The organism is Moorena sp. SIO3B2, from assembly GCF_010692525.1.
In the GTDB taxonomy this organism is placed as follows: domain Bacteria; phylum Cyanobacteriota; class Cyanobacteriia; order Cyanobacteriales; family Coleofasciculaceae; genus Moorena; species Moorena producens.
Map to the genome: position 1 here is coordinate 1 of NZ_JAAHHE010000159.1, position 14800 is coordinate 14800.

The 14800-nt window shown below is 44.0% G+C and carries 8 protein-coding genes and 1 pseudogene; 5 read left to right on the forward strand and 4 right to left on the reverse strand.

Annotated features, from left to right (window positions below; genetic code table 11):
• The coding region (locus F6K38_RS25030) for an integrin alpha (RefSeq protein ID WP_287357810.1) at positions 1-282 on the reverse strand (282 nt) is incomplete at its 3' end.
• Positions 283-362: 80 nt separating this feature from the next.
• The gene (locus tag F6K38_RS25035) at positions 363-611 is read right to left on the reverse strand and encodes a hypothetical protein (protein ID WP_287357812.1); all 249 of its coding nucleotides are present in this window, start codon (positions 609-611) and stop codon (positions 363-365) included.
• Between the two features lie 219 nt (positions 612-830).
• On the opposite strand from F6K38_RS25035, the gene F6K38_RS25040 reads away from it, so the two are divergent.
• The 5 genes from F6K38_RS25040 to F6K38_RS25060 all read left to right on the forward strand — a co-directional run bounded on the left by F6K38_RS25040 (position 831) and on the right by F6K38_RS25060 (position 9056).
• On the forward strand, positions 831-1979 hold the full coding sequence (locus F6K38_RS25040; RefSeq protein ID WP_287310823.1) for a hypothetical protein: 1149 nt from the start codon (positions 831-833) through the stop codon (positions 1977-1979).
• Between the two features lie 186 nt (positions 1980-2165).
• Positions 2166-2645 carry a DUF1822 family protein gene (locus F6K38_RS25045; protein ID WP_287357814.1) on the forward strand — a complete coding sequence of 160 codons (480 nt, stop codon included), beginning with the start codon at positions 2166-2168 and terminating at the stop codon, positions 2643-2645.
• 1289 nt (positions 2646-3934) lie between these two features.
• On the forward strand, positions 3935-4852 hold the full coding sequence (locus F6K38_RS25050) for a DUF1822 family protein (protein WP_287357817.1): 918 nt from the start codon (positions 3935-3937) through the stop codon (positions 4850-4852).
• A gap of 540 nt (positions 4853-5392) precedes the next feature.
• Positions 5393-7690 (forward strand): CHASE2 domain-containing protein, encoded by a 2298-nt coding sequence (locus F6K38_RS25055; RefSeq protein WP_287265195.1) that lies wholly within the window; start codon positions 5393-5395, stop codon positions 7688-7690.
• 511 nt (positions 7691-8201) lie between these two features.
• Positions 8202-9056 carry a DUF928 domain-containing protein gene (locus tag F6K38_RS25060; RefSeq protein ID WP_044492329.1) on the forward strand — a complete coding sequence of 285 codons (855 nt, stop codon included), beginning with the start codon at positions 8202-8204 and terminating at the stop codon, positions 9054-9056.
• A gap of 327 nt (positions 9057-9383) precedes the next feature.
• Here F6K38_RS25060 and F6K38_RS25065 read toward each other — a convergent pair whose 3' ends face one another.
• Together F6K38_RS25065 and F6K38_RS25070 are read right to left on the reverse strand one after the other, a co-directional pair.
• Entirely contained in the window at positions 9384-12221 is a 2838-nt protein-coding gene (locus tag F6K38_RS25065; protein WP_008180135.1) for a CHAT domain-containing protein, read from the reverse strand.
• A gap of 345 nt (positions 12222-12566) precedes the next feature.
• A pseudogene (locus F6K38_RS25070) lies at positions 12567-14800 on the reverse strand (S-layer family protein); the annotation flags it as partial.

The following is a 14800-nucleotide window of genomic DNA, read 5'->3' on the forward strand; positions in this document are numbered from 1 at the left end:
GAAGCGATCGAAAGCTTCAGTTGAACTGCCAGCAAGATTGTCCTGGTTCCACAATTGGCTACCAAAGCTAGTTAAGCCTGTTGAAGATCCTCGGAGGACATTGACTTTACCTCTGTTGGTTTCCCCATCAAGATCTTCGTTGGGTGTACCTATAGCCAAGTCACCCCGACCATCACCATTGAAATCTCCTCCAGTTAAGCTAGTGCCGAAGCGGTCAAAGGCTTCATTGGCTCCGGAAGGAAATACGGATTGAGTCCAGAATTGATCGTTGGGAATATTCATCAGATCACTACTCCTTAATCTTTATCTAATTTGTTCAAAGTCAACAAGCTGCTTTTTTTTAGACAATAGTTCTAATCGTCCTATGTCGGGTTATTGATGTTGGGTTGATCTCCTTTTTTGTTGACAGAGCCCTGAAGAATTCGGCATTGCTGAGGGGCGGGATAAATAGGAGTGGGGTGGGTATCCTGCCCGTCTGGGAATTGTAACGGGCAAGATGCCGATTCCACCAAGATGCCCATTCCACCAAGATGCCCGTGCCACCAAGATGCCCGTGCCACCAAGATGCCCGTGCCACCAAGATGCCCATTCCACAAAACTATTAAAATCATCCGGGATTTATGCAACGCCGAACCCTATAATCAGTTTTGCTATCAAGAGCATCAAGGCTTTTTGATTGCCCTCACTATGTTAATCACTCCGAAAATCCAATTTTTCTACAATTTTATATAAAGTTTTGTAACTATTCCAAAATATAAAGTTTTGTAACGAATTTCATAAAACTTGGAAACTACCCTGATAACTAATTACACAAGCATTCCTGAATGGTCATGAGCAAGCAAATTCAACATCTGGTGATTAAATCAAAACAAGATACGATTGAAAATCAACAGCGGTATCAGGTTTTGGCAGAACTAGTTGAGCATATTTTGCGTACCCGTAAAGTGTGTCGCCCACGGCCAGGTCACCCTCTATCTGGCATCTATCTAGAGATATATCAGACCGTACAGGAGCAGCTCAACCATCAACTTGAGGAGGATATTGATAGCCCATATCTACAAATGACTTCTGAAAAGGAGTGGGCCTCTTGGCGGGATAGTCTTTTTAAGAAGGTACTCGACGAGAGTCGTCTTCAGCAGCTAGCCCTAGAAGCACAACGGCATCAACCCCATAGCCCAGAGCGATTTTATGCCTTAACGGAATTGCTCAATGCCATTAAGCTTTCCGGTAAGCTTTGCTATCGAGGCAAATTTTCCCCTGAGGTCTATGATGATGCTGTGAATCGGACATTGTATTATGTCTATCAAAACCTCAATCACTACAATCAAGCAAAAGGGAAATTTATAGCCTGGGTCAATTATCGCCTTGATAAGATGTTACAAAAGGCTCAACAAGACCTCAATGACCCATTTATCCAAGCTCAATCTGGCAAAATTGTCAGAATCAAATATCAGTTGAACGCTCTGATTAAAAGCACCAAACTAGATTCTGTGATTTTTTGGATCACACTAAGCATTAAAGGCTTAATTATAGACAAGACCCAGATCAGTAACGTTACTAAAATTATGATGGTCTTATTGTTGTTGTCCCAGTTAATCGCAAAAGACCGGACAAAGGGAGATTCATTAGTGTTTGAGATGGCTAAAGCCTCTCTGCCTTTCTCCTCAAACTTTTCTGAGCTGACTGGGGAATCGATGACCATAGAGACTGTGGCACAACCGGAAACAGAACTGACGTTGTATGACCAGCTCAGATACTATTTTAAAGCAGACCCGGAAAAGCTCTTACAGAAACATATCAAAAACCATCCTTCCGCCACATTGCAAGTGATAGGGTTAGCCTACCTCGACGGAAAAAAATGGCAAGAGATATCGGATTCTTTAGGAATTAAAATTTCATCCCTGAATAACTTCTTTCAACGTAATATTAGGAAATTATCCCCTGAAATCAAGAGATATATAGAGGAAGAGCTGGGCTGAAAATTGTATAAACAAATACAGGCTTGTCCAAATCGGTGCTTAATCTGCTCAATACATAAACTTAGATCACCTGTAGGGGTTAAAGGGAATTATTCCTCTACCTATAGGATGATACCTATTATAGTTGATAATTTATTAGTAACGCTAAACTAGAGGGATTGCTCAGTCACACTAGTCTGTCAAATTATGGTCACACTACCAGAAGCAGCCCATCAGCTAGCAGAAAAGCGTTGCCAACAGCAATCTAATCTGGAAAAAGCCGAACAGGTTTATCTCAATACCTTGGCGGTGTATGCAGTCAATGAGTACTTACAGGGTCTAGGATTTGAAACTGACTTAGAGTCTAGTGATAGCCAGAAAGAGATCATGCAGACATTCCTAGATGTGGCTGATTTAGTGGTTAAAAATTACGGCAAGCTCGAATGTAAACCAGTCTCACCAGATGCCGAGTTTGTTTACGTCCCAGAAGAGGTTTGGCAAGATAGAATTGCTTATATAGCAGTGCAACTGAATGACTCCTTGACAGAAGCCAAACTGCTGGGATTTGTGGAAAATGTCGCAACTAATGAGTTACCGTTAAGGAAGTTGCAGCCGATGGCAGATTTTCCAGGATACCTTCAGGATTTACCGAGAAAATCAACTGATAGTCGAGAGGTTGTCTGTTGAAGGTTGTCTGTCAGAATGGAGAATGCAGAATGGAGAATGGAGCATGGAGCATGGAGCATGGAGCATGGAGCATGCAGAATGGAGAATGCAGAATGGAGAATGCAGAATGGAGAATGCAGAATGGAGAATGCAGAATTACAAATTCTAAATTCTAAATTCTAAATTCTAAATTCTAAATTCTAAATTCTAAATTCTAAATTCTAAATTCTAAATTCTAAATTCTAAATTCTAAATTCTAAATTCTTAATTCTAAATTCTTAATTCTAAATTCTAAATTCTAAATTCTAAATTCTAAATTCTAAATTCTAAATTCTAAATTCTAAATTCTTAATTCTAAATTCTTAATTCGGCACTGCTCACCCTACAATGAATCACTTGGGATCTGGGGATAATAATTAACTCAAACGATTGATGTCTGGTGGGCACTACCCACCCTACGATTCTAGAAAAAAATAAAGTTTTGTAAATTAACCCATAAAAATTTCAGCTCAGCCAGATAAGTAAGCAGGTCAGTCTTTCTAATTGATAGCCATGAAAGAGCAAATTAGGCAGCTGGTATGCCAAGTGCAAAGGTACCCACGAGATACTCAAGAGCGGCAGCAAGCTTTAGGAAAACTGGTTAAGCAAATTTTGCGATCGCGTAAAATTTGCCGCCCATCCAAAGGTCAACCCCTATCTGGTATTTATTTAAATACTCTGGCAGTGTATGCAGTTAACTTTTACTTGCGGTGTTTGATACTCCCATCGCTAAATCGAACGCGCCCCGCGTCGGGCAAAGCCCGAAGATTATAGCGTTCCCGTAGCGGCTCCTAGGTCGCTGGGATTATTAAGAGTATAAAACCCTTAAAGGCTGAACCAAACAGCCTCTACACCCTCCGTTCGCGTAGCGGCGACCTAGGAGCATCAAATCATCGGGCTTACTTTTTCAAGATTTTTGATGATTTAAGTTTCTAGCAGAGGCTTTTCAGCTTGCACCTAAATCGACACTCAAAGGAGCGTAATAATATATCTATGATAACAGAAACTATCAACGACTCGCAACAATTCTAGTCTCCAATTCCCAAGGGGCTGTGTGGGTCAGCTGCGGGAGCACTTTATACGCCCCGTCTCCCGGAGACAAAACCTTGAACAGGGTCGCCTTATGCCAAAAGTTTTAACCCTTTTACCTATAGCCAGTAACCCATTTTGGCGACCCTGTTCTGGCGGTAATTTCGTTCCCGCGCTTGTCTTACTGGCAGTGTCAGACGCTGCGCGAACGACTATAACGGGAGGGGAATTGGAGTTGAAAGATGGGATTTGAGACAAACTTAGAGGAAAGCGACAGTTGGAACCCAGTGATGCAAACCTTGATGGATGTTGCGGATCTGACTGTGAAAAATCATGGTAAGTTGGAGTGTAGACTTATTTTACCTGAGGCTAAGTGTGTCAAAGTTCCAGCAGCAGTCTGGCAGGAACGAATTGGTTATGTGGCGGTGGAGCTTGATCAAGCATTGGAGGAGGCAACTCTGGTAGGATTTGCTGATAAAGTGGTAACAGAACAATTCCCCGTGAACCAATTGCGAACCCTGAAAGAGTTACCGCGACACATTAAAGAGTATCGGCAATGTGGCCAATCCCAGGCAGGGGCAAAGCAGTGGAGCCATAGTCATGCTCTCAAACCCAAGGTCTTCTGTCCCGATGCTTCACCGTCCAACACTATGCAAACACACCCTACCCAACAACAGCAACCACAAAGCCAGACACCAGTAGTGCGATTAAGGCCGTGGTTAGACAATAGTTTTGAGGCAGATTGGAAGACAGTGGAAACTATATTACAGCCAGCACCGGAGCCAATGCTGGATTTCAGAAGTTTCCCCTTTGACCAACCTAGTAAAGGATTGCATACTACCGTGGGAGTAAAACGAGGTAAGCTACTCGGTTCGGAAATCGCCTGGGGTGCCGAGAAGGTAGCTTTATTTGTGGAGCTACATCCAACGGATTCACCCAAAATGAATATATTCATTGAACTGTATCCTGGTGGTGGTGGAGACCGTCTTCCCAAGAATCTACAGATTATGGTGCTGGATCACGAGGGCATTGCGGTGATTCAAACCCAAGCCAGAGAGACGGAAAATATTAAGTTGCAAGTCAGTGGCGAACCGGGAGAACGTTTTAGCATTAAGTTAGTTTTGAATGATGTCAGTATTACGGAAAATTTTTTAATCTAAAGTTAGCGGCGATTGCGCTACCGGTATGCTTCGTAAACCCAGCCTTGTATTAATCCGATTATTAATTAGATATAATATTACTATAGCAGTTGTCAATTCGGTGAGGTAGATTTTGGCTTATAGGAAGTAGGGGTAATAAAGGGGATTTGGTATGATTATAGGAAAGCCCGAGTAAGTAGGGCTGGTTTTTTAGTGAGAAACTGACTCAGGGAAAGCATCGTCTATAAATCCATCCCTATTGCATAAAATTTATTCTCAAGTAAGGGGGAATGGGTAAGATTGTTAGTAAGTATTCAGCGGTCAGCGGTCAGCCGTTGGCCTTTAGCTGATAGCTGATAGCACCTCAAGTAGCACCATCTGTAGCGCATCAGCTGTTCGCGCAGCGTGCGCGTAGCGCATTAGCTGAATTATTACGATTGTTATCCATTCCTAATACCTAATACTTAATAGCTAATAGCTAATAGCTAATAGCTAATACTTAATACTTAATACCTAATACTTAATACCTAATACTTAATACCTAATAACTAATTACCAAAAATGGGAAAGTTAGTTGTCCTGAGTCTAGATGGTGATTCCCAGCAGCAGGGGTTTCAGTTACGCTTAGAAATTGCTGAAGAAGGGTCACGCGCAACACTGGAAATGACCGGTTACTTGCCTGCAGCTTCACAACTCACTACTTACTTACAATACCATTGGCGCGAAAAATATCGGAGCCTAGGTTCACCCGCGAGAATCCAGCCCGGAAAAATTATCTATGGTGGTTCCATTAACCAACAGCTCAAGGAATGTCGGGATTCAGCCCATGAGTTAGGTAATATACTGAAACGATGGCTGGATTCTGAACAGTTTCGTCCCATTGATAAGCGATTACGGGAAGAGTTAAACCCAGAGGAAACCATTCGGGTGCTGATTCGCACGGAAAATACCCAGTTACAAAAGCTGCCTTGGCATCTGTGGGATTTTTTTGACCGTTACCCCAAGGCTGAAGTTGCTCTGAGTGGAACACAGTTTAAGCGACCCCATCAACTCCCTACACCTACCTCGAAATCTAAAGTGAGAATTTTAGCAATTTTAGGTCATAGTGCTGGTATTGATATTAAGGCAGATCGACAACTGCTGGAGAATTTACCTAATGCAGAAACCGTCTTTTTAGTAGAGCCCAAACATCACGAAATCAATGACCAGTTATGGGAGCAAGCTTGGGATATTATCTTTTTCGCAGGACATAGTGAGACAGAGGGGGAAACAGGTCGAATTTATATTAATCCCACCGATAGCTTAACCATTGATGAACTGTGGTATGCCCTCAAAAAAGCCGTGGCCCAGGGCTTAAAACTGGCAATTTTTAATTCTTGTGATGGGTTGGGATTGGCACGGAAACTCCATGATTTACAAATTCCCCAAATGATTATAATGCGGGAGTTGGTGCCAGATCAGGTCGCTCAAAACTTTTTGAAGTATTTTTTGAAGGGATTTGCTAATGGTAAGTCTTTATATCTGGCAGCGCGGGAAGCACGGGAGCGATTGCAGGGGTTGGAGCGTCAGTTTCCCTGCGCCAGTTGGTTACCAGTAATTTACCAGAATCTAGCACAAGAACCACCAGCTTGGGCAGATTTGTGCCAAGAGCAAGAAAAACGGAAACCCAAGTGGCCTAGTTTCCAGAGAGTGCTGCTATCTAGCATAGTGGTCACTAGCTTGGTAATGGTAGTGCGATCGCTTGGCCTATTCCAGCCCTGGGAACTGCAAGGGTTTGACCAGTTGATGCGGCTGCGACCCAATGAAGGACCAGATCCACGACTGTTATTAGTCACAATCACTGAAAAGGATGTGCAGTCCCAACCTAAGGAAGAAAGAAGAGCCGCCTCCTTATCCGATCGTTCCTTGGCCAAACTGCTGGCAAAGCTGGAACAGTATCAACCGAGTGCCATTGGTTTGGATATTTATCGGGAGAATCCTGTGGCAAGGGAATACCAGGATTTAGCGACTCGGATGCAAACTAGTGATCACTTGTTTGCCATCTGCCATTATGGTGACCCCGGAGTTCCCCCACCTCCAGAAGTGCCAGAGGTTCGCCAAGGCTTTAATAATGTTTTACTCGACCCCGATGACATTATCCGTCGCCATCTGTTGGCTGTAGGGTCACCATCTCCTTGTCAGAGCTACTACTCATTTAATTTCCAATTGGCAACAGGTTATCTGGCCGATCAAGCAATCCAGTTGGAGGTGACAGAAAATTACTTAAAGCTTGGCACTACAGTTTTTAAGACCCTAGAAAAGGATTCTGGTGGATATCACAATCTAAAGTCCGGTGGTCACCAAATATTACTGAATTATCGAGCTTCCGATCAAATTGCTGAGACCGTTTCCCTTGGAGAGGTTCTCAGGGATGACTTCAATGCCGACTTAGTCAGGAATCGCATTGTCGTGATCGGTACCATTGCCCCGAGTTTTAACGATGATATGTGGCGCACACCCTACAGTGGTGGTCAGTTTTCTGTTAAGACCATGACTGGCATAGAAATTCAGGCTCACATGATCAGTCATATCCTCAGTGCAGTGCTGGATAATCGACCATTAATTTGGTGGTGGTCTGAGCCTGGTGAAGCCCTGTGGATTTGGTGCTGGGCTGTGGTGGGGGGTATGGTTGCTGGAAACTTTAACGTGCTGCGTCCCGTCCTATTGGGTACTGGAACTGCTTTGGTTGTTTTATATGGAAGTTGCTGGGTTTTACTGATAGTAACCGGTGGTTGGGTGCCATTAATTCCCGCTACTATAGCATTGGTGGCTACTAGTGTGGTTCTTTACTTTGGTTTACAAAGTGACCAAAGTAATTGACTCGTCATTAGTCATTAGGTAAGCATATGCTTACGTCATTAGTGATTAGTCTTTGGTGAGCTACATTAAATCTCTTGATAGTTACAAATGACCAATGACCAATGAGCCAAAATCCCCTTTGATAACCCCCCTTTAGCCGCGACTTATAGTGCTTGGGGCGATACTAACTTGGGGCGATACTAACAAGTTGCGCCTAGGGCGTGTCTTCTTGCCTCGGAGATCCCCCTAAATCCCCCTTAAAAAAGGGGGACTTTGAGTATGGCTCCCCCCTTCCGCGCGGGGGGCTGGGGGGGATCTAAATCTTGCGGAAAACTTTGAAAACACGCCCTAGGCATACTGAATAAATGGGATTTTTAACCCGGATTTGGTATGACTAATTACTAATAACTAATCACAACACTTGACCGGATTTTGATCTGGAAATAGTGGTGATATACAGGGGTGTTAATCTGAATCCAAAAATTGGATATATCAGGTAAACATCTGTCGATGTTGATCTGAAGGTTGAGTGATGATGTTAACTAAATTATTTCGGCTTCAATACCTATTTCCCTTTAATTTAATGGTTGTTGGCTGGATTAGTTGTTTCTTGGTCTCCCGAGTAGAAGCTGATCAATCCATCAATGTTGGCCAAGCACAACAAGGACCAATTGAGTATACCAAGCCCAAACCCCCAGACAAGGGTACTCCTGATGCTGCCCAGGGTACAGGAACCCGTGGTCCTTGCCTATACAAGGCAGAGCTTCCAACACTGACTTCTTTAGTAGGTTTTTATCAGCCAAATTTAGATTATTCATATTTAAAGGTTACTCATGATTATCCAACCTTTTGGATATATCTACCTTATACCTCAGAAGATGGAGATTATAACTCAGAGGATGAAGCGTCCTTAGAATTTTCCTTGCAGGATAAATATGGTAAAAAAGATATTTACCGAACATCTTTCAAGCTACTAGATAAGCCTGGCATTGTGGGTATTCGGCTTCCTGAGAAAGTAAATTCCTTGGAAGTTGGTCAAACCTATCGTTGGAATATAGAGATCAATTGCCCTGCTTGGGAATTATCCAATAAACCAACAACCGTCTATTTCAAAGGACGAGTTAAACGAGTTGCCCACTCTCCAGACCTAGAACAGGATTTAAATGAGGCGAAAACTCTTCAAGAGAGAATCGCAGCTTATGATAAGCATGACATATGGTTTGATCAGTTAACTGAGTTAGCTGAATTAAGGCGGCAACAGCCCCACGATAGGACTCTTAAAGAAGCTTGGACTGAGGTATTGACCCCTCGTTTGGGGAAAACCATATCTGAACAACCCCTTTTGGGTAACCTTGAGGAAATTACACCGGTGCTGGTTAAAAAATAGGGAAAAAGAGGAGAGTGTCGGAATTTTATAATTAAGAATTAAGAATTGAGAATTAAGAATTGAGAATTGAGAATTGAGAATTGAGAATTGAGAATTGAGAATTGAGAATTGAGAATTGAGAATTGAGAATTGAGAATTGAGAATTGAGAATTCTGTCTTCTGTCTTCTGTCTTCTGTCTTCTGTCTTCTGCCTTCTCCCTTCTGTCTTCTCCCTTCTCCCTTCTCCCTTCTCCCTTCTACATTCTCCCTTCTCCCTTCTACATTCTCCCTTCTGCCTTCTACATTCTACATTCTACATTCTACATTCTACATTCTACATTCTACATTCTACAGCCAATTCCCAACTAAAATAAATGGTGCCCAATGATAAGGAAGAGTGTAGTCTTTGTTAGGATCTTCTTCTTCCATCTTTAGAAACTCTATTTGAGCATTTCGCAGGGCTTCCGCTTTAGTCAACTGTGGATTATTTAACTGTTGGTAGAACTGATTCATAAATTCCGCTGTAGAGGCATCATTAACTTGCCACAAGGTGGCTAGGGTACTGCGTGCTCCTGCTCTAATCGCTATCCCAGCTAGTCCTAAAGCCGCTCGTTTGTCCCCAGTAGCAGTCTGACAAGCACTCAGTAACAATAGTTCAATGGGGGTGGTGCCACTGGGGTCACTCATCCGTAGTAAGTTATCTAAATCCTTGACTTTGATGCGTTCATCCCAGTCTAAAATAAATGTTTGCTCTGGGTTGGAACTGAACTGGCCGTGAGTGGCAATATGAACAACATTGAAAGACGCTGCGGTTAGTTGATTTTGCAGGTTTTCTTTGATAAATTCCTGATTTTGCAGTTTCTGACTACGGTTGACCTGTTCCCCAATTTTTGTTAACTCGAATGCGACGTTATCGATTGGTCCTAAACCTTCTTTTTTAAAGCTGGGAGCGTTAGTAGCTCCAGCAATTAGGGCTGTGAGCTGTTGCCTTGGCAATGGTTTGGGGTCCACTAGCTGTAAGCCAGGGGTCACAGCTACAGCATACCGTTCTATTAAATACTTGTCCTTTTCTCGATCATAAAGGGCTGCTACAGGAATATTTCGTAATGACCCATCTAGGATAAATACTAGGGTTTTTATTGGGCTTTGGTCTCTGTCACGGTTAGTCTCTAGTTCTTCTTCAAAGGGTCTGATTAGCAAGTCATAAATTTGGGGTAATTCTTTTTTGATAGTGTGATTAGCACCGGTAGGTTTGGTTATGATTTCTTGGAACTTTTTGACCGCTTCGTCTACTTGATCGTCTGATATGTTTTGATGGAAAGAGTACACCAAGTCATTTTGCTTAGGCAATTTGAGGATTACCGCTAAGCCGTCTTTTAAGATAATCGGGTAAATCACCGCTGCTCTAGGGTCTACATTATCAATGTTGACTTTTTCTGGCTTGGCGCAGGCGTCTCGAAAAAAGTTGTCGATTTCAGCAAGCTGGAGTGCTTCAATAACCTTACGGGCCTTTTTGAGATTATCGTTACTCGGTTCAGGAGAACGCAAGAGTAAATCAACTAACTCTCGATAAACAGGCTCTACTTGTTCTCGGAAGGAAAACTGGATGTCCGGATTGAGAGCAACTAAATCACTGCGTAAATTCGTTAAGGTATTAGAGGCTTGGGTATAATAAGCGATCGCATCCTGGATTACTTCCGTTACTGCTTCGGTATTACTATTTCTGGTGGTAGTGGCTTGTTCGGCTTTAGCCTTAAGTAGACGTCCCATTTGCCACTGCCACTGATAAGCAATATCCGGTGCATTAATCCCTTGGGCAATCAGAAGCGCTGACTTGGTAAAGGTTATGGCATTTGACCAATCCTTGGTTTGTTCAAACCAGTTACCAAGGGTGCCCAGGGCATAGGATTCTGCTCGTTTGTCTTCTAGGGTTTTAGCTTGCTCAATGGCAGTGTTGAGTTGTTGAGCAATGTCTGGGAAATTGGGAATTTGCGTGGTAATTGGTTTGGTAAATTGCGTACGCAATTTTCGATTTCTGATCAAGATCAGACTTTGAGCGAAATTTACGTGGGCGTAAACTGATGCTCTACTGGATGGTAATTTAGTTAGCAATGTCTGGATTTGTGGCAACAACGCTTGAACAGATTTCTCCTGGTCTGTCTCGATGAGTAAACTTAGCTGATTCAATTGTGCTTGAATTTTGGTAATGGGTGAGGTGGTGGTTGCTGCTGCTTGTTGATAGTGAGTTATCGCCTCTTGGATATGCTGCTTGGATGCCTTGTGGTTATTCGTGTCTTTTGCTCTTGTGGCTAAGGCTCGCTCAGTATTACCTAAACTCAGTAACGCTTGACTCTGGGATTCTGGAGATTGTATTCGTTGTGCGACTTTCCAACTTTCGGTTAAGGTCTGTTTAGATTGCTCTAAATCCCCTGCTTGGCGAAACACATTACCAAGATTGTGTAAGCCAATAGCTTTTAGAGGAGAATCCGGTTGTGCCAGCAGGGTTTGTCTTACCTGAGTCAATAGCTTCTTGGCTCGACGGTAAAGTCCCAAAGATTGCATCGCTTGGGCTTGATTAATCTGGCTACCAAGCACACCAACCCGATCATTGGCTTGAGCATACAGTGCTTCAGCATTTTGCCAGGTGTTCAGGGCAGCTTCAGCATTTCCCTGTACCAATTGCAAACGCCCTTGAGTGTTCAACACTTTAGCCAATACTCCCTCACCTCCCCTGGATACGGTTTCTAGCAACGACAAACTGGAGTCAATGGCTGCTTGGGCTTGATCCCATTCCCCAAGTTGCTGAGTCACTAAGGACAGCAAACGCAGGGCTTGGGCTTGGTTGAGGATATCTCCTGTGGCTTGATAAGCTTGTGCCGCCTGCTGCAATACTCGTGCAGCATCAGAATACTTGCCAGCATCGTAATATTGTTTGCCTTTTTCCAGCAGCAGGTAGTGCTTCGTGCTTCCTGCTTCCTGTTGTCTCCTGCTTACTGTTGCGTTCTGCTCACTGTTACTGAGTGCTGATGGCTGATTGCTGATGGCTGATTGCTGATGGCTGATTGCTAATGACTGAGTGCTAATGACTGATGGCTGATGGCCAGCCGAGAAGGGTAGTGCGTGTACACCATGGCTTAAGATTAGCCCCAACAAGGTCATTAAAATAAACTGAATCAGGCGCTTCATTTATCTGAGTTATCTTTCGCGTTGGGAACAGCGGATCTGGGAACAGCGGATCTGGGAACAGGGAAAAGCGATCGCATAGCTTCCCCCTTGTTAAGGGGGACGGGAGGGGGATCTATCTTGTTAAGGGGGACGGGAGGAGGATCTATCTTGTTAAGGGGGACGGGAGGAGGATCTATCCTCTGGCTTCCCCCTTGTTAAGGGGGACGGGAGGAGGATCTATCTTGTTAAGGGGGACGGGAGGAGGATCTATCTTGTTAAGGGGGACGGGAGGAGGATCTATCCTCTGGCTTCCCCCTTGTTAAGGGGGACGGGAGGGGGATCTATCCTCTGGTTTCCCCGGAAAACTCACCGCAGCTGCTTAAAGGTTTGGTGAAGCATTGGACAGTCTACTTTATGTAACCAGGTACCCTTCGGAGTCACTATGACTGGATGAGCGGTGAGAATTACCTCCCCGTTGGCACCGATAACCCAGCCTTGGGCTTCCACAATTTGTTTAGGTTTAGGATTACTGGTCTGTGGTTGATTAATCTGTAGTTGATGCTGCCTTGACCTTAACCGACGCCTTTTGATCCTAGTTTGAGGTTGCTCAGTGATACGCCAATCGTCCCATGTAGCATTGGGGTTCAGGGTTTCGTTGGGAGAAACCGGTAAGCCACCACGACCTGTGGCAGTAAATTCACTCCCCTCACCCGCAGCACAGAGGTTTTTTTCAATCAGTTGAGAGGCATCAATTATATCGGTTGGCAATTCCGACAACCCTCGGCTGGGGTCAATTCCAGGTGCATTGATGTTGACGGTACCATCTAGACCAAACTCAGAGCTAGCGGTAATGTCACTGAGGGGGGTGAGCTTTTCTCGGAACTCTAGCCCAATGATACCTTGGGTGGTGATTGTGATATTGCCGCCATTGCCTTCAAAAGCATTAGCGGTAATGTCGCTATTTTCTTGACGAATGCCTAGGATAAAGGGAGCATTAATCTCAATATTGCCGCCGTTTCCACCAGCTTGAGCAGTGCCTGCGGTAGTAGAGATTTTACTGTTGCGTCGCAAGAACAACAACTCGTCAATGGTTAAGGTAATATTACCTCCTTGGGTGCTAGCCGTTTCTGCGGATAGCTCTGCTTTATTATTAAGGGTGAGTGTGCCTGCCTCAAGTGTAATACTGCCCCCTTTTCCCTGGCCTTGGCTATCTACAGCTATCTTGGCTTTATCCCGAATGGTCAAAGTTCTGGGGTCAACGAAAATATTGCCACCATCACCGCTAGAACCACGAGTAGTGTTGGCAAACAACCCACTTCCAGCTCCAGCTAGAGTTATATCATCACGTACTTCCAGAGTAATATTACCAGCCTGCTTATTACCTTCGGTGGTGGTTCTGACGTTCCCACCGTCGGTAGCCTCAAACCGATTGGCCTCAATTATGTTAATGTTGCCACCCTTACCCCGGTCAGTATTGGTAACGCTGGAAGTAGTGGCTGACACCTGTGAGTCTCCCTGGATGGTCACTTGATCAGCCTGAAGGGTGATGTTACCGGCATCTCCATCACCAGCAGTACTGGCAGTTATTTCAGAGTCATTGGTTAATTTTAGCGTACGCGTTTTAATATCTACATCCCCACCATTGCCAACTGCACCAGTGTTTACTGCTGTCGAAATCGAACTATTCCGATTAAGGGAAACCTCCTCAGCGTCTGGGATTGTGATACTACCGGCATTTCCGTTACCGGCAGTACTTGCTTCAATTTTCGAGGTGTGATCTAGGGATAGAGACTTGGTTTCAATATCGACATTGCCACCATTGCCAACTGCTCCAGTATTTACTGCTGTGGAAATGGAACTGTTGAGATCAAGGTCAACCTGTTGAGCATCTTGTATGGTGATACTACCAGCATCCCCTTGACTATCTGTACTAGCTAGGATTTTCGATTCATTGTCCAGGGATAGATGCTTGCTTTCAATATCGACATTGCCACCATTGCCAACACCGGCAGTATTCGCTTCAATGGTCGAGATGTGATCTAGGGATAGAGACTTGGTTTCAATATCGACATTACCACCATTACCCTCTGCACCAGTATTTACTGCTGTCGATATCGAACTATTGAGATCAAGGTCAACCTGCTGAGCCTCTTGTATAGTGATACTACCGGCATCCCCTATCCCAGTGGTGCTAGCTGTTATCTCAGCGCCATTGGTTAATGTTAGCGATCGCGTTTTTAGATCAATATTACCGGCTTTTTCAGCATCTGCTCCAGAGTTTACTGCTGTGGATATGGAACTATTCCGATCAAGGGAAACCTCCTCTGCATCTGGGATGGTGATACTACCAGCATTGCCAACACCGGCAGTACTCGCTTCAATGGTCGAGGTTTGATCTAGGGATAGAGACTTGGTTTCAATATCGACATTACCACCATTGCCTACTGCTTTAGTATTTACTGCTGTGGATATGGAACTATTCCGATTAAGGTCAACCTGTTGAGCTTCTTGTATGGTGATACTACCAGCATTCCCTATCCCAGAGGTGCTGGCAGTGATGTTAGAGTCATTGTTTAAAGTAAGCGTACGCGTTTTAATCA

What these genes read in the sequence shown, in the direction of transcription:
- F6K38_RS25065 (WP_008180135.1), bottom strand. Translation starts at nt 12,221, where the DNA reads ATGAAGCGCCTGATTCAGTTTATTTTAATGACCTTGTTGGGGCTAATC.
- F6K38_RS25055 (WP_287265195.1), top strand. Translation starts at nt 5,393, where the DNA reads ATGGGAAAGTTAGTTGTCCTGAGTCTAGATGGTGATTCCCAGCAGCAG.
- F6K38_RS25045 (WP_287357814.1), top strand. Translation starts at nt 2,166, where the DNA reads ATGGTCACACTACCAGAAGCAGCCCATCAGCTAGCAGAAAAGCGTTGC.
- F6K38_RS25050 (WP_287357817.1), top strand. Translation starts at nt 3,935, where the DNA reads ATGGGATTTGAGACAAACTTAGAGGAAAGCGACAGTTGGAACCCAGTG.
- F6K38_RS25060 (WP_044492329.1), top strand. Translation starts at nt 8,202, where the DNA reads ATGATGTTAACTAAATTATTTCGGCTTCAATACCTATTTCCCTTTAAT.
- F6K38_RS25040 (WP_287310823.1), top strand. Translation starts at nt 831, where the DNA reads ATGAGCAAGCAAATTCAACATCTGGTGATTAAATCAAAACAAGATACG.
- F6K38_RS25035 (WP_287357812.1), bottom strand. Translation starts at nt 611, where the DNA reads ATGATTTTAATAGTTTTGTGGAATGGGCATCTTGGTGGCACGGGCATC.